This is a genomic window from Kocuria sp. UCD-OTCP (assembly GCF_000349605.1).
In the GTDB taxonomy this organism is placed as follows: domain Bacteria; phylum Actinomycetota; class Actinomycetes; order Actinomycetales; family Micrococcaceae; genus Kocuria; species Kocuria rosea.
Map to the genome: position 1 here is coordinate 31,831 of NZ_AOSQ01000012.1, position 16,738 is coordinate 48,568.

Annotated in this window: 10 protein-coding genes; 4 read left to right on the top strand and 6 right to left on the bottom strand. The window is 57.8% G+C overall.

All coding sequences use genetic code 11. The features are described from left to right. Positions 1–326: 326 nt before the first annotated feature. The 4 genes from H488_RS24100 to H488_RS24110 all read right to left on the bottom strand — a co-directional run bounded on the left by H488_RS24100 (position 327) and on the right by H488_RS24110 (position 7,817). Positions 327–3,026: a phospholipase D-like domain-containing protein gene (locus H488_RS24100; RefSeq protein ID WP_017832698.1), complete on the bottom strand. Its 2,700-nt coding sequence runs from the start codon at positions 3,024–3,026 to the stop codon at positions 327–329. Then, positions 3,023–4,234 (bottom strand): hypothetical protein, encoded by a 1,212-nt coding sequence (locus H488_RS24105; RefSeq protein ID WP_150110313.1) that lies wholly within the window; start codon positions 4,232–4,234, stop codon positions 3,023–3,025. Before H488_RS24105 ends, H488_RS24100 begins: the two co-directional genes overlap by 4 nt. 597 nt (positions 4,235–4,831) lie before the next feature. Further along, positions 4,832–5,728, bottom strand: coding sequence for a restriction endonuclease (locus H488_RS36465; protein ID WP_081615728.1), 897 nt, complete (start codon positions 5,726–5,728; stop codon positions 4,832–4,834). A 115-nt stretch (positions 5,729–5,843) separates the two neighbouring features. After that, the gene (locus H488_RS24110; protein WP_017832701.1) at positions 5,844–7,817 is read right to left on the bottom strand and encodes an HIRAN domain-containing protein; all 1,974 of its coding nucleotides are present in this window, start codon (positions 7,815–7,817) and stop codon (positions 5,844–5,846) included. A gap of 524 nt (positions 7,818–8,341) precedes the next feature. On the opposite strand from H488_RS24110, the gene H488_RS38505 reads away from it, so the two are divergent. From H488_RS38505 to H488_RS24115, 3 genes are all read left to right on the top strand, one after another. Continuing rightward, complete coding sequence (locus H488_RS38505) at positions 8,342–8,854, top strand: competence protein CoiA family protein (RefSeq protein ID WP_441295097.1); 513 nt, start codon at positions 8,342–8,344, stop codon at positions 8,852–8,854. Positions 8,855–9,438: 584 nt separating this feature from the next. Beyond that, on the top strand, positions 9,439–12,900 hold the full coding sequence (locus H488_RS36475) for an NACHT domain-containing protein (RefSeq protein WP_081615732.1): 3,462 nt from the start codon (positions 9,439–9,441) through the stop codon (positions 12,898–12,900). A gap of 318 nt (positions 12,901–13,218) precedes the next feature. Next, positions 13,219–14,157, top strand: coding sequence for a hypothetical protein (locus tag H488_RS24115; protein WP_017832703.1), 939 nt, complete (start codon positions 13,219–13,221; stop codon positions 14,155–14,157). Between the two features lie 146 nt (positions 14,158–14,303). Here the strand turns inward: H488_RS24115 and H488_RS24120 are convergent, their stop codons facing one another. Then, positions 14,304–14,609, bottom strand: a complete 306-nt coding sequence (locus H488_RS24120; RefSeq protein WP_017832704.1) for a nucleoside triphosphate pyrophosphohydrolase — start codon at positions 14,607–14,609, stop codon at positions 14,304–14,306. A gap of 30 nt (positions 14,610–14,639) precedes the next feature. Between H488_RS24120 and H488_RS24125 the strand changes: the two genes are divergently transcribed. Beyond that, positions 14,640–15,755 carry an HNH endonuclease gene (locus H488_RS24125; protein ID WP_017832705.1) on the top strand — a complete coding sequence of 372 codons (1,116 nt, stop codon included), beginning with the start codon at positions 14,640–14,642 and terminating at the stop codon, positions 15,753–15,755. Here the strand turns inward: H488_RS24125 and H488_RS24130 are convergent. Then, entirely contained in the window at positions 15,730–16,686 is a 957-nt protein-coding gene (locus H488_RS24130; RefSeq protein ID WP_017832706.1) for a GIY-YIG nuclease family protein, read from the bottom strand. The two genes, H488_RS24125 and H488_RS24130, sit on opposite strands and share 26 nt — an antisense overlap. Positions 16,687–16,738: the final 52 nt, after the last annotated feature.

Below are 16,738 nucleotides of genomic sequence, written 5' to 3' on the forward strand. Positions count from 1 at the left end.
TCCTGTTGATCTCGTCATGTCTTGTGCCATAAAAGACTCACGGTTTAGAACACCGTGATCGCCCAGATATTCCGGCAGGCTTTGAGGAATGTCGAGGAGATTGTGGCATGAGGTTGCCGTATGCGTCTTCGCTGACCGGTCCACTCTATCGGTAAATTCGACACTCTGGGTTCAAAGGTGAATGAGGTGACGCCTGTTGGGTCTGCATGAAAATGCGTATGCCGCCCGGGATGGGTCACAGGGCTATGGTCATTCCTTACACCAGTCATGGTGGTACGTTTCCTGGTTGCCAATGGACAGCGGGATGCTGATGCTGTTCACAGGTATTACGCAGCTTCAACGGCCGGGAAGAGATCAGCGAGTACACCAGATGATGAGACCAGTGATTCGAGGTGCTCTGGGGAGACTGGGGTCAAGGTCGAGAGGTCCGTCTCTCCGAGTTCTGTCATGAACCCTGCTGGCTTGTTCTGCGGTATGACCAATCTCCACGAGCGGTTGCTCGCGTAGATCGCTACGCCATCACATCCGCGGTAGTGCTGGGCTTCGATTACTAGTCGTGGGACACGAGGGTCTATTCGTGGATCTTCAATCCCGTCGACCTCGAGCCGCACTTGGATGTGAGGTGCCCCTGGGGAGGGCTTAATGCTGATTGATGGGAGATCCAGTTCAGTGGCCAACCGTTGACACCACAAGCCGTCATCAAGAAAATGCTGTGCTTTGTGGAGATCGCGCTCGATAGTCGCGCGAGACAGTGAAGTCCCGGTGACGACGGTTAAAAATTGTGCGGTGTGATCCGTGGGTTGAAGGAGTCCATGCTTGTCCGCTGCGATGATTGCGGGTTGGAGTTCTATCACGCGTCGTCGGTGGTCGGGCCCCGGTCTGATGACTAGCCACACCAGGGCAGCGACCATTTCGGGCAAGTCGTTAGTCAATCGATCGTGCACCTGGTCCTGTGCTGATTCCGGTTGTCGATCCAGCCATCCATCGCCTGAGCCTGTACCGACAAAGGGCACCAACCATCGAACCCACAGGTCATCAAGATCGTCTTCGGTGAGCTCGACTCGTTGGGGATTCAGGGCGATGTCTAGTCGCAGACGGACGAAGGTGGTGGCGATCATGGTGAAGTTCCCCGCAGGAGCCAGCGGATCAACCCAGGCCAGACGCGGGTCAGTCTGAGCAGCGGCCCACCGTCGCAGGGCATTGCGTGCTCGCACCCGGATGCGCGTTCCCGGCTTCCACCGACGCGACGGCCTGCCCTCTCCCTCCTCCGCTGTTTCAGGACTATCTGTAGCGGGCAGGGCCAGCCGGATCACTTCCGCCAGGATCGACGAGCCGGCTTCTGGGCCGCCCATTGCGGTAGGCGCTCTGCCGCTGAAGGCTTCGAGGAGTTCAATCATCGGGTCACCCCCGGCCATGGAATGGGCCCGCCACATCCGCGAGTACGTGTCGGTGCGGGGATCTCGGGCCAATTGCTCTCGCTCCAGCCGCTCCCACAACTCGTCATCGGCTTGCTCACTGACCTCGGTGGAAGAAACACCACCGGTGGAGGCCGCTGACACCCGCTCGGTGACGTCCATGACGAGGTTGCGATGGAGCCAGGTGATCACGCTGCCTAAGGGATTGTCGAGATCTGCGGCGGTCAGCTCGGCAGGACGATTGTGCTCACCGCCTGCCGGTGACGAGGTCAACGCCTGGGAAAGAGCTACGGCGTCGTCGACGATGACACGGTTGGAGATCACGTCACCCTCGGCATCGCGAAGCTCCACGAGTCGCCCGGGGACCGGTCCTTCACTTACCGCCGTGTCCACCCCGGGGCGGGGATGCAAAACGTGGATGTCCGAGAGATCGCTCAGCCACCAGCCCTCCTCTGGGGGCGGGTCCGTGGTCACCTCAAGACGCCCATCACCCAGAGCCACGGCTCGGAGGAGAACCACAGGGGGAGGGGCGGGATCCTCCTCGGGTTCGTAAAACAGCGATGCCAGCTCCGCCAGGGGCCGGTTGGCGGTGGTGGTGTCGGGTGGGAGGAACATCTGGGTGATGGTCATTGGATCGACTGCTGTGAGCACGGCCATCTCGTAGTTCCCGTGATGGCCAGCGGGGTACATCAACGCCGCCCGCGAGAGATTGGCGGAGCCCGACAGCAGCCACGCCCGTGAGCCAGCAACCACCCCGACCAGCTTGGCATGGACGAACTGCTCCGGCTGGTAGAACGACACCTCGATCGTGGCGCCACTTGATTTCAAGCGTTGGCGCAGCCTATCCCCGTTGACGCTGGTCTGCCCGGTCAGAAAGAGCCGGATGCGCTGGGGGCGATAGTCATCGATCAGGCGCCCCAGCGCCTGCGCGTCGGCATCAAAGAACGGGGCCGTCACCAGGAGCTCGTCGACACGGCCAGCGATCTGGAGACGGAGGCGAGACAGCAGTTGATCCACGATGGGGACGTCGAGATTGTGGAGCAACGGAGACTCCACCTCCGAGGTGGTCGTGGGCAGGGCGGACAGTTGTTCCTCGAGTGCGGTGAACCTCTCCGCCAGGGTGGTGTCATCAACGACTGTCACCAGTCGACGCATCCAGGACCGCCAGGTCGCGATAGCAGCATCACCCTCCGGAGTCCCGGCGTGGAAGGCCGTGAAGACCTCTCGCCCATCGTTGATGCCGCCGGCCGAGAGGTTGCCCGAGCCCACCAGCAGGGTGACGCCGGTTCCTTGGATGAACAAATAGGTCTTGGGGTGGAAGGCCGCCCCACCGGCTCTCACCCCGCGGAGCAGCCACCGACGATTGACGGTCGCCAGAGTATCGACCCGCTCTGGAGGGACCCGATCAAGACTGCGGGCGAGTCGATGCTGGTCAACCAGCACGACCACGTTCAAGGGCGGATTCCCCAGACGCGGGAGAAGGAACTCGTTGAACAGGTGAAGGTCCACGTTGTAGGTGGTCGCCCACAACGCGTTACAGCGACCGGTGAAGAGTTCCGCGACGATTTGAATGGGCTGCGCCACGGGAGGCGGCGGATTCTGCTCGGTCACTGAAAGGTCTCCGCAAGGAACGCGTTACCGGATTCCGTCAGCACAGCAGAATCGGTATCGTCCCTGGACCAGAAGCCGAGGTCATGGGTGAGTAGAGCCAGAGGTGCGTTTCTGATGGCCGCCAGGGGGAACCGACCCACCCCAAGATCCTGGAAGCGCAGGAGCCCCTCTTCCCACCGGAAGCGGAACGTGAGTTCAGGGAACTTCGAGTAAGCGATCCGCTCATGCACCGGAAGTATGAAGGACGAGACCAGCCACCACAACGTGTCCCCAATGCGCGGATTATGGGTGAGGTGAACCTCCAGGCCGGCTGCCACCGCGGCCACGGAGGGCTGCCACCCGGATTCGACGTGGGATGCCATCATCCACCCCGCACCGGAACGCTTCCGCATGCGCTGCGCTAGCTCCAATAGGACAATTAGCCCTGAGGTAGCGCTACATTCGTCCTCGGTCCACGCGCGCAGCTCCTCCAGGGAAGCGGTGGCGACCTCCAGGGAGATGCCGTCGTCATCGGTCACAGACAGGCCCCCTGGAACGAGTCGCTGGAGAAGACTGGAGGTGCGCTCCCCGGCGGCCAACAGGGGAGGCCCCGACACCATGGCCTCTGCCATGTCTTTGGTCTCCTGCCAGGTGAGCCCCCGGCCCGTTGCACGCGTTCTGTCCAGGCCACGGCAACAAAACTCAGCCCAGACCGAGCATAGGGCCTCCTGCCAGACATCCTTGGCGATCAAAGCAGACCACTGTCCTGCCACCAGACGATGCTCCTCCCCCTCCACGTCAACCATGGACCACAATGCCTGGCGGTAGTCCGCCTCACTGGACACCACACTGGGGCGCTCACGCACGATGCTAAGGTAATGGGCCACGCTGCGACGGCGTTGAAGGACCGCTTCCGAAGGGTCCTGAGCCGGTTCGAAGCTGGGTTCTGCTTCCGCATCGGTACCGAAAATGGCGTCGTGAATGGCGGCCCGTTCCTCGGGTCGTCGGTCGAGTCCGCACAGACAAGCGACCTCGGCTAGTTCGTCGACGACCTCGACGGGAATGGGCCTATCGGTCACCATCCATTCCTGGTGGTAGGCAGTGTCCTGGACGGCATCGCGAAAGCCCTGAGCGAGGTTCGTTGCTCTTTCAGTAGGACGGAGCACATCGATCGGGATGGGATGGTCGCCCAACAAGGTTCCCGAGCGTGCGACAACACCGAAGTCCACCAAGGGAGACCTGTAGTACAAGCCGTAGCCACCTAAGGGCGTCTCCACCGATTCGCCCCGGGGGAGTGGGTCGGTTGCACGGGCCAAGGCCCCAAGCTTTCGAGCACCGACCGGGCTGGAACCACACCGTCGGGGGCATCGCTGGACGGCTAATCCGTACTCCCACTCGCGCCGCCTGATGAAGTCAGAGAGACTCCCCGTGTCCGGTGGGAAGCGCCGGCGCCGGTACTCGTCTAAAAGATAAGCGTGAAAGGAGAAGTACCTGGCTCGCCGGGACAGCTCCAAAAGCCCAGGCAGCAGAAGCGGCATGAGGCGGTCCTGCGTCGTGGTTTGCAAGCCAAGAGGATCTCGCCCCTCGTTCAAGCTCAGCGAAGGAGCCAGCCATCGCGATGCAGAACCCATCGCCACGGTCCCATCTGTCACCCTGAGCGTCGTCATTAACTCAGGCTAAGACATAGCGATGCGCCGACAGGGATGCTCGAGGTCATACGGTGATTGCAAGCGAATCGAGGGCCAAGGAATCAAGGACATCTGCCGCAGTACCCCTGGCCGCAACCACGTTTCTGTGGCGGAACTCCATAATGTCGAAATTCTTCGTCACTCAAATTGGTCGGCAAAGAAGCTCGGAAGGACGGTCACATCCTCCACCACTCGTGTCGACACGGACACCCCAAGCCCGTACTCCTTCAGTAAATGACAGAGACGTTTTCCATCAATGAGATCCAGCGGAACCGCCCCGTCCCGGGTCGATTCGGATTTCGCATCAGCAGTGAACGTACCGGTCGTAATCAACAACCCCTTTTCCCCGCGACCGGCCATAGCACCACGAAAGTCCCGTACGGCCCCTGCCCCCACACTTCCTACGTATCTCTTGCACTGGAAGAAAACCGGGAAAGACAACAACGACAGGCGATAAACGCCCAGTCCATCGATTCCGCCATCGCCAGCCCGGCCGGTGACACGTGTGTTGACGAACCCCGCCTCTCGCAGTAGCCGCTGAGCCAGTCGCTCGAAAGCGGCGGGGGAAAGCTTCATCACTTCGTCAAGCAGCTCATCCTGCCACGTGATTTCCTGCCGTTCCTCATCAATTGTTGGCAAGGCCGACTCTGCGTCAACTGAAGGTGATACCGATTTTTCGTCGTCAGTAGATTTGCGTTTGTTTCGATAGGGAGCTAAATATGCCTTGCGAAGTGGCTCAAGTTCATCCTCGGTCACCACCCATCCGTCGTCAGTGAGGCTCCAGACCCCGCGTTCGGAGTTGATGGCCAGCCCCATTCCCTTTAGATATGTGCGGGCCCACGTTATCCGATATTCGATGGCTGTCGAGGGGCCATCCTTATGAAGGACGGATTGCTGTTCTTCCGTGAATCCGCCGTCCGCGATGACTTTGTCAGTAAGCTCTTCGATAGTCGCGGAGCCCCCGAGTTCACGCAGGGCAATGATAACCGGCCAATGGAATTCGTTGTACTTAGGAATCTTAGGTTCGATGGTCACCTGTGCAGCCTACCCGCGACAGCTGTCCGTCGTGAGGCCGACTGGTGTCACCGATAGCGTTGCGGCCGAGGCAATAAGAACAACGATCACTTGACAGTCACGACTAAACCGGTCTTTATCTGTGGTTGAACAGTCTTGTGGAGGAACCGTATGGAGCTGGTGCTCCTTGGGTGGCATGGTGATCCTGGGATGCCTGGCGGCGCTTCTTACGCCATCTCCAGGTCAAGATGCCGATTGCGAGCCAGACGAGTCCGCTGATCGGCTCGACGAACACTCCCAGGGCCGCGACAAAAGCGAACCACATCAGGATGGCGGAAAGGATACCGGGTTTCTTCGGCGCAGCCGGTGGCGTGGACTGTCCTGGTGTCGTGAACTGTGCTGCGGCAGGTTGAGTCGTCCCGGGATGGGTGGTCGGCGTGGAACTAGTGATGTGGTGGGCCTGCTTCGGCTGGGGGGCAGCGGGGTCTGGGGTCCATGCCAGGGTCGGGGACGTAGGCGCTAGCGCCGGTGCCTCCACGGCCTCCTGCTGACGCCGCTGGCCCTGCTCTGCGTCCCGGCGGCGCTGTTCAGCCTCGACCTGTTGACGGCGTCGCTGCTCAGCCCCCTCGTGCTCCCGGCGGCGCTGTTCGGCCTGTTCCCCGGCGGTGGGCACGTAGGCATTGGGTAGGGAGTAGCGGTCGTCCTCGGGAGCGAGGTCATAGTCAACCTGCGGAGGGTGCTGCAGCCAGGTGTCAGGGATCTCGTGGGCCTTGGCGGCCTGGATGGTCAGGGCTGCCTTAAGCGCCGAGCCTTGGATTCTGCCCCACACCAGGGCGCGGTGGTCGAAATCTTCCAGGTGGCGCAGCGTGGCGATAAAGTGCGCGCCACTGGCCGGGGTGAGGCCCCCGACCTCTTCCCCATCGAGGTAGACGCGCACGGTGTCCTTGGTCTCTCCGGTGCGCAGCCGCTGGGTGCCGCGGCGCAACTCGAGCAACAGGGCGCCTTCTCCGGTGGGCGGGACGTAGTTGAACAGATGATCGAAGTGGTCCTCCTCTCCAACCACCTGCAGGGTGTTCCCGTAGGGCAGCAACACTCCGTGCACGTGTCCGGCGTTGAGCGGCACCAGCTGCTCCGGGGTCGGCAGGGAGAGCTTGGCGGTGATGTCCAGGGCTGGGCCCAAACTGGATTGCCACTTATCCACGGTCAGGGCTCCCGGTACGACGACCGGTTGGCCGCTGGCCTGGATGCGATTGAGGCCCGGGGCGTAGCGGTCGGCATCCTCCGCAGAGAGGTGGCCGAGGACGTCGCCTTTTAAGCGCACGGAGATGGCCCCGGGCTGATGCGGGTTGTCCGGCTCGGTGACGAGCTCGAAAACCAGTTCTTCGGAAGTGATCTTGTCGCCTAGTACTGGTTGGAACAGCTTCTCCACGGTCTCGGCGCGCGGGTGCGACACCTGCAGACGTGTGGTCTTGGCCGGCAGGATCGGGAACGTCGCGGCCGGCACGGTTCCGCCGAGGATGGCCTTGGCGTCGCGGACGTTGGCGGGCAGCACCACCTCATAGGACGGCCGAGCCGCAAGGGCAGCCGGGGTACTCGAGGAGCGGCGAGTGTCCGTGCCGACAATGGGCCGGTCGGCACCAGTGTGCAGACCCTTCCGATAGCAGGGGTTCTTCCGCCCGTGGGTGCGCGACAGCTTCACCGACTTCTTGGTCCGTCCACCGGCCGCTGCAGCCACCGCCCGCACTGACGGGAGGTTGATTCGCAGATTCACCCCGATGCCGCTGTCGTAGGCCGATCGCTTGGCCCATACTGTGCCCAAAGCCAGGATCAACTGACCCTTCGCTGCGACCGTGGCCAGCACTGGAAAGTAGCCCTCAGCAACCTCGGCTGGCAGGTACCCGAGGACGTCGTCGTTGCGGCGGATGGACACAGCGGTGTCGTCGTAAGGGTTGTCTGGCTCGGGCACCAGCTCGAACGTGCATTCCTGGATCAGCGGACCGGCCCCAGGTACGGGCCGGAAGTGACGCGACAGCGCCTTCTGATAGTTCCTCTCGCCGACAGCGTCGATCAGCTCGCCGGTCGCGGGAATCGTAAAGACCTTGCTCACCATGAAAACCTGCCGTCCTTCCCTAGCTCACCCCGTTATGGCTCTTGGTGTGTCCTCCTGAGGAAGAGGAAGAGAACAGGGGTTTCCTTTTGCAAAAGCATATATCTCCGAAGGAGGCTCTCGCCCATCCGCTGTCCCATCGACATCTGGGCGTGAGCGTGGGCTTGGGGGTCAAGAGAAAGCTGTCCGAGGGTCTCGTTAGCATTCGCACACAAGGTCTTGATGCGGCGTGTTTTATGTGTCGCTCCGATTGGGGCGAGAGGTGAGCGGAGGTCATCGTGGAGCACGAGCTGATGTTCGTGGAGGGGACACCGGACTCTGTCGAGGTGCAGGCGTTTCCAACTGACCGCGAGGAAGCTAGGCGGTTCCGCATCTTTTCCCGGCGCCCCTATTGCTCCGCAATGCTGGGTGGGTGCGGTCAGTTGCTGACTATCGTGGTGGGGCGCAAGGTCACCCCTCACCTCCGGCATCGCGCTGGCTCCTCATGCTCCCTCCGCGGCGACCCGGATCGGTATACCCATCTGTGGATGCAGCACCGTGTGGCGGAGTGGTGCACCGCCCAAGGAGCTAAGCAGGTTCAGTTGGAAGTGTCCGTGGAGAGGGGACGTGCCGACGTTCGGTGCGTCCTCCGAGGAGTCGTGTATAGCGTCGAGGTGCAGCGGTCCCCGATCCATCCCGAAGAAATTGACCGGCGCAGTGCTCTATACGCACGCGACGGAGGGGTGGTGGTCTGGCTACTTAGCTCACGAGTGTGCCCCGACCCCGTGCCCGCCCGACCCCTACTACTTGCCCACACCATCACGGAGGCAGGACTGCGACTCCGTCTTGGCGACGTCTACGGATTCCGATCACCGGAGTTTTTCTTAGAGGAGTGCAAACTTCACGCCCACCAGGGGGTGTCCCATCCTGTGTGGTCGGCCGGAGCAAACCGTCGGAAAGAAGCGGCACGAGGAGCAGACGCGTCGGGCAGCGCATCAACGCATGGTGGACCTGAGAAAAGCAGAGGCTCAGGGGCTATGGGAAGAGCAGCAGCAAGCTGAACAAGAAAAGAGGCAACGGCTGGATCACGAGGCGGAGCAGAGCTGGCAGCAGCTCCAGCGTGAGGTGGACAAGAAGCCTCGCCTGTTCGGGACCAGGACGCCGGCAAAGGCCAGAATCCTTCTCAAAGGACATGACCTGGTGCGGTCCCTCATGAACACAGACGCTTCCATCCGAGCCGGACGACCAGTGAACAAGGATGGCAAAGCCGTGTGCCTGGTGTGTGGATTCAAGGTAGCAACGGATTACGCAGTCCACCCCGGCTCCCGTGAGTGCGCAGCAGAGTGGCTGAGTCACCATGACTCGGTGCTGTGGTCACATAACGCGGAATACATCCGCACACGGATGCCTCGCCGGCAGAGGGCCTCCTACCATGATCCCCGCGCCAAGACCATATGCTCGTTTCATGCCCACGATGAATGCTGGTCTCCGCGCCCTCGACTCCTACACCTGAATGCGCTAGCACGCTGCAACGCTGACAACCCTGACCGAGTTGGGCGTGATGCGTTGTCGCGACATCCCCGGCCAGCGTCCTCGCCGCACCTAATATCAACTAGACCCTTGACATAATAAATTAAATGGGAAAATGGAACCTATATCAATTGTAATTGGAACAGCCTCAGCAAAGGCTATTGCGCGACTATGGCTCCAAAGTGAGGCAGCAGTCGATCTTTCACACCACATGATGGACCAATTATCGCCAAGAGTATCGGACTACTTCACGCGCAAAAAAACAACACGTCAATTCGAGCAAATAGCGGACCGAATAGCGCAGCAACTCGAGCCCATTATAGATGCTGAATACAATGGGTTGGCGGATAATGAAAAGCAAGCTGCAATACTAGGAGCCAAAGACGCCTTAGAAAGTATTCAGACTATTGACTCAAAGTTCCTTTTTAAAGTCAATCTAGAACCGGCTGAATTAGTCAAATTGATCCAGGAATGCCCAGCATATCGTCAACGCGCCAGCCTTATAGCGGCAGCGCAAAACCTCTACGACAGATTGGTAGACGAAAACTGCCATATAATTATCGAAACAGCCAAAGGCCTGCCTAGTTTCAACAGCGACGCCCTTGTGGAAATTCTAAAGCGTCAAAGTGAGCTGGAGGATACTGCCCGAAAAATTCTGGAACGAATGCCACAAGCAATTGGTGCACTACAAAACAGTGACCAAACCTTCGAGCTCGCCTATCGAAGAAACGTGGCGACACGTTTGGGGCGCCTTCACTTATTCGGTGTGCCATTAGACGAATACTCATCTTCCTACGATCTTAATGTGGCTTACATTTCATTATCAACCGCAAGCGGCGCGAAGAAGAACGGCACTTACATAAAAAGATTGAAAGAAGAAGCCGATGCAAACATAAATCACACCGCTTCAAAAAAAGAAACGCAAAAGCCTAACAACGAAATTGATTCAAATGACATGAGGGTTGAGCAGGCACTTGCTCAAGGAAATCGTCATTTAATAAGAGGGGAGGCCGGCTCAGGAAAAACCACACTCCTACAATGGCTTGCGATTAACGCAGCGCGAAAACAATTATCTGGAGACTTGATTCACTGGCGGGAATCAGTCCCAATTTTTCTTCAGCTAAGAAGATATACCAATAGTGAACTTCCCGCTCCTGAAGCATTTATCAATGAATCAGCGCCATTAGTAGGCGGTGCCATGCCAAAAGGGTGGGCGCATAGAATATTGGAATCCGGTCAAGCCATTCTTCTTATTGACGGAGTTGACGAAATACCTGAAAAGCAACGTGCGGAGGCTAAACAATGGTTGCGTGAACTTGTCCGTATGTATCCGGGTTGCAAATATGTAGTTACGAGTCGTCCACCAGCAGTAAGTAATAAATGGCTTAGCACTGACGGATTCGTTTCTACCGATTTGTTGCCCATGGGCAAAAAAGATGTAGAGAATTTTGTTTCTCAGTGGCATGATGCTGCACTGAAGTCAACTTCGGGAAGCCCGGAAAAACAAGACGAGTTCGAGGGTTACGAACGAGAGCTAATAAACGTAATACGAGATAATAAATCTGTTGCTTCACTAGCCAGCACGCCACTCTTGTGCGCAATGCTTTGTGCCTTGAATCGTGATAGAAAAACCCAATTACCAAGTGATCGTATGGAGCTTTACAGGATCGCACTAGAAACCCTGCTTGATCGCAGAGATGCCGAACGCAAGGTGAGCCAAGCTGAAGAAATTCGCTTAAGTATGCCCCAAAAGTCGGTTCTTCTGCAAGGTTTGGCATTTAATTTGATACTAAATGGGCAAAGCGACGTTTCACGCGAAAATATTATAAAGTATTTTGATTCTCGTCTCAAGTACATGACTTCAATTAGTAGCAGTTCGGATTTGGTTTTTAATCAAATCCTTTTGCGAAGTGGGCTTCTTAGGGAGCCAATTGAAGGACGTTTTGACTTTATTCATAGGACATTTCAGGAGTATCTGGCAGCCCAGTGGGCAATGGCTGAGGGAATGGTAGGCGCCCTTGTGGACCATGCTCATCTCGATCAATGGCGGGAGGTTGTCATTTTAGCTGCTGGACACGGCAGTCAATCAGAATGCGATGAACTAATACTTGGATTGATTAATAGAGGCAATAACTCAATTGAATTCCGCCATAGTTTGCATATTTTAGCGGTGGCTTGTCTAGAAACTGTCGTTCAACTGTCCCCTGAAGCACAGGCTGTTGTGCACTCTGTTCTTAAAGAGGTCATACCCCCAACAAACATGACCGATGCCCGTGCTGTGGCATCAGCTGGATCGGTAGCTGTCCCATTACTTTCCAATGTGCATAATCAACGAGCGACAACCGTCGCAGCATGCATCAGGTCATTGTGCCTCATCGGCGATGATGAATCCCTTCATGCATTGAAAAAATATCGCGATGATAGTAGAAAAACTGTTCAACGTGAACTTATTCGAGGCTGGGACTACTTTAATCGCGTCGACTATGCTCGCGAAATTCTGGTTAATCAATCCTCTATTGTCCGCGACAAGGTCATAAGAGATGTTGAGTCTTTAGAAGCGATAGGATACCTGGCTGATTCTCCATTAATTACCTTTGATGTACCTGAAGATGTACCCGATTTATCGGAAGTCCCGAATAAGCATCTTGTAGACACTATGCGGTTTCACAACACCACGCAGATATTCGATACTGAAAATTTGACGGATTATGCAAAGCTATCTGTTCTTTCTATTTCGTCTTCCCGAATACAGCAAATTCCATTACTTCCCAATAGTATCAAACACATTGAATTATATGGTGTGGACCCATCAACCGACCTGTCGGCTCTGACTTACGTTCCGGATCTTGAGTCGCTTTCCCTGGCATGGGATATGCCCGACTGGTCGCTACTGGGGGATGCTCATATTAAGCGCTTAGAATTATTGAGTATGACCGAAGTTGACCTAGTTGGCATTAAGCCAATTAAGAGTTTGAAAGGTCTTAGCGTCGATGTCATATCTATGTTTGGCGATGATGATGTGTTAATAACGACCGGTGTTGGTGGGGGCATCGAATACGTTTCAAGACTACACGAACTTGAATCACTATTTATGTCGGGAACCCTTTCCTGTGAGAATTTGTCAGGGCTGCCTCCCAAATTGAAAAGTCTTTATCTTCGCGGTGCTTCGAACTTGGTCGATGCCACTGGTATCTGTGAATTATCGGAACTTGTGCATTTAAACATTGTTGATGCCCCTTATCTCTCTCCATCTTTTCTAAAATGTACTTCCTCCGTCGAGGAACTTGGCCTATATGGGTGCGATAAAGTGATCTCCCTAAGAAATTTTGAATCAAACACCAAGTTGGTTGATTTCTCCATTCGATCAATCATGTTTAATGACCTCAGCGGTATAGAGAATTTGTCAGCTCTTGAATCTCTTCACGTTGATTGTCCGTCCTTGAAAACTTTGGACCCGCTATTGCGTTTGGACCATCAAATTACGTTAACTGTATGCGGCCAATCTCACAATCTTATTACAAGTGAAATTGAAAATAAGCATACAGTTCAGAAAACTCAATTTTCATACTTTTCTTGACGTTGAACATAACTCCTTAATTACGTCTTTGCTGTTTTATTGTGTCATTGGTAACTCGATGACTAGGGTTTTGTAAATCCCGGTAGTGCAGATTATAATAAATCAATTTGAATACTGCTCTCTTTTTAAAGGCCGTAAGGATGGTTTTTGATTTTTCATTTTTAGTAGATTTTTGTTTATCTTGTATCACGTATACGAAGAGATTAGTGAAAGGAGTGGCCTTCTCTGCTGGGCTGCCAGGGACGTCGAGAACGGGTCAACAACGGGATGGGTCTCATCCCGTCGATGTGTGTGGTGTAGCTAAAGACGCGGAGGTGCATGGTGGTCAATTACTGGTGGGTCAACCAGGGCAAGACATATGAAGAGGAGCTGGATGCCGGGGCGATCTGGGCGCCGTTCCGCAACACGAGTGGTGGCAGGCAGCACCACTGGGATCGCATGGACGGCGTCCAGCCGGGGGATTTGATCATTCACTACGCCCGTAAACAGATTCGAGCTGTCGGGCGCGCGCTCACCACTTCCCGGGCGGCCCCGGCGTTGTCGCAAGGGGGTGACTGGGATCGGTGGGAGGCTGACGGGCGCGAGATTCGTGTGGCGTACACGGAGTTGGAGGTCGCGATACCCCTGGGGGAGATTCCCACGGATCTGCGTCGTCCCAACGCTCCCGGATCACCCTTTGACTCCAGAGGCCAGGTCAATCAGGGGTACTTCTTCCAGCCCTCTGAGGAGACCGCTCTGTGGGTTTTTGAACGAGCAGGGCTGATCGCCAACCCCGACGATGAGGACGTGGTACCTGTCGTCCCGCGCGGGGAAGAGGACCACTACGAGCCGGTCATCGTCTCCGGCCCCGATGGCACCCGCATCGTGGGATACCGTCCTGAGCACAGCCAGCTCGTTGACTTCCTGAAAAAGGGCCGCAGGATTAGTTCCTGTGCTCTGTGCGGCCGAGCCCTGCCTGTGGGCTTGTTGATCACCGCGCACATCAAGCGCCGAGCAGACTGCAGCGACACCGAACGCGTCAACCCGCACGTCGTCATGCCCGCCTGTTCCCTAGGGTGTGACAGCCTCTACGAACGAGGCTTCATTGTGGTCAATGACGCAGGCCGCATCATCCGCGGCCCCCGCGGCATCGACGCCCCCGATCTGGCGCCCACACTAGACGCCGTGATCGGCCGAACCGTCCTCAACTTTTCAGTCAAGAACGCCAAGTTCTTTGCCGCCCACCGACGACGCCACACCAGCCTTACGCGCCGATGACACGACACGGGTCTGCTCCGGATAGGCGCAGGGAAAGAGAACTCCGCATCAGCGGATACCCCGACATGGCGGGAAAACGATCCTGACCAGCTCCATGGAGCGGGCCCTCGCCGGCCTACCGACGGAGCACGGTTACTTCCCTGCCCTCACCACGACTCCAACCAAATCCGCTGGTCGAAGCCGCCGCGGTCAGCGCGTTTCTGCTGGGCGCGGGATGCGATCTCTTCCATGCTCACCCCCATGGTGGTGGCCATAGCCCGGAGTACTTCGTAGACATCAGCGGCTTCTTCCAGCTGCTCGTGCGGTTCCGCAGCGCGGAATTCTTCGGCTTCTTCCAGCAGCTTCGAGGTAAGCGCGCCGAGGATCTCCTCCTCGGGCAGCTGCCAGGTGACCGGCTCACCTCCGTTCTGGCGGATGATCTCGGGGATGAGGTCGCGGACGAGTTTGCCCATAATGTCGGCTCCTTGTTGTTCACTTCTGTTATGGAGTTCTACAGGGTTGAGCCGACACCGGTCACGTCGTGGCGAATGGCCGTGTTGATGGGCGCGAACTCGCGCACCTACAAGTTCGCTCTTGGCGCCGCCCTGTTGGACCTGGCTAAAACGGGCCAGGAGGAAGTCACCGTCGAGAAACTCGCGGCACCCTACGCCTGGCGCCTGGTGCAGCACGCCGACCAATATCCCCAAGGGCCAGCAACAGCAGTGGAAGGTACTAAGGACTTCTTGACAGTCCTGTCCATCGAACGAGAGGCCTCGCTTGCTGCCGGCCATCCGACCGAGAAGTTGATCGCCGCGGCGATCGAGTCGATGCCGGGCATGGTCATGCAGAAATTCCACAACCTACGCGGAACGGGGCAGATCAACCACTCCTTCTATGACCTGCGGGGTAGGGGCACCTCCCGGCGAGTCGTGCTGAGTAAGGATCTTCAGACGGTGGCGCAGCATGAACTGCTAGTGGACGAGCTGGCCGCCCGGTGGGCGATCGTGGAGGCCTCCTTCGACGCCGGTATAGGACGCGGTCTCGTGGGCTCGGGGATGACGGTGAGCGAGGACGGCGAACACCTGCTCACCACCACACGCCGCGTCTCCCTCACCGGTGTCCGGCCTGCCTTGACGGGTTTCCAGCACGGCCGATGCTTCTACTGCCATGACCTCCTCAGCGCAGAACCCGGAGCAGTGCACGTGGACCACGTCTACGCCTTCTCCTTCATGACTAGAACTACCTGGGCTGGCCCCGACCTGAATGGGGTGTGGAACCTTGTCGCAGCATGTCAGGGATGCAATCTGTCCAAGAGTGCCCGTATGCCGAAGGGGGATGAGCTGGAACGCCTGCTGGCTCGCAACGACGCCATCGCTGGTTCTCCGCACCCATTGCGACGGACCCTGGAGCGGACCATGGCCACGCCCTCCGGTGCGCCCGCCACGACCTCCGCTGACCGCTACGAGTTCGTGCGGCGAGTCCACCTTTTGGCGGGGCAAGGGCATATTCCCGAGCCGCACGCCACGGGTGGCAGCTTAGAAGCAGTTTCACAAGGCCAACGGGACCACCCCGACTTGGGGGCTGACGTGCCCGTCATGGGGTCAACCCGAGGCGGGTGATGCGCCCAAACACGATGTCGGCCAGGGCGGGATCGTGGATGTGCCGGTTGGTGGATTGGCCTCTGCGTTGGAGGCGGTGAGTGGTGCGGCGGGTTGCCTCGAGGAAGACCGGGTCGTCGGTCAGGGCGTCGATCAGGATTTCCGGGCTCAGATGTCCACGTTGGATCAGACTTCCCTTGAGCATGTAGGGGAACGGGATGTTCTCGAATCCGTAGTGGGGACTCACCACGGGGTGCGGATCCAAATGAACCTCTACGGTGATTCGGCCGGTGCGTTCCACCCGGACGTGCACGAATGGGACGTTCTGCACGATAAGAGTCGCCACGTTCGTCGCACCGTCGTGGGCCTGTGCCATGGGAGCTTTCACCTTCCAGTAACGGCCCTCAGTGACGGCTGGGTTTGGCAGCACATACCGCACGCAGTAGGCGAGGACGTCGATGACGTCGTCGGCGTAGGAAGCAGCAAGGAGCTTAGGCGTGTATCCCCGAGGGGTGGCGCCGCCGGGTTGGGGGATCCAATAGGGGATTTGATCTGCGTCTTCGACAGGCGTCAGCAGGGCTCGTTCGATGGCCTCAGCGGTGTCCAGGTCAACGACAGGAGACATCCCGGCTCGAGCCGCGCTTTCCTTGGTGTGTTGATCGTTGCGCAATGTGTGTCCTTGTGCCAGTCGCCGTTGAATGGTCAGGCGTTCGTGCAGGAACACCTCTTCAAGGTCGGCTACGGGGGCGAACTCGACGCAAAGGATCGGCTCACGCCAATAGTCGAGGTGTTGCCGGAATCGTGCCAGGACGTCGTTGGCCTTCCCGACGTACTGGGTGCCATCGGTGAAGTGCAAGACGTACACCCCGGTTCGGGACTTGTTGCGCTCGAATCTGTCCTCCAGGGCATCCCCATTGGTGAGGTCGTAATGGGTGAAAATTAGGGATTCCATGGGTGCATTCCCTCGATAATTCCGGTGGAGCCGCGGTGGGTGGTGCTTGGAC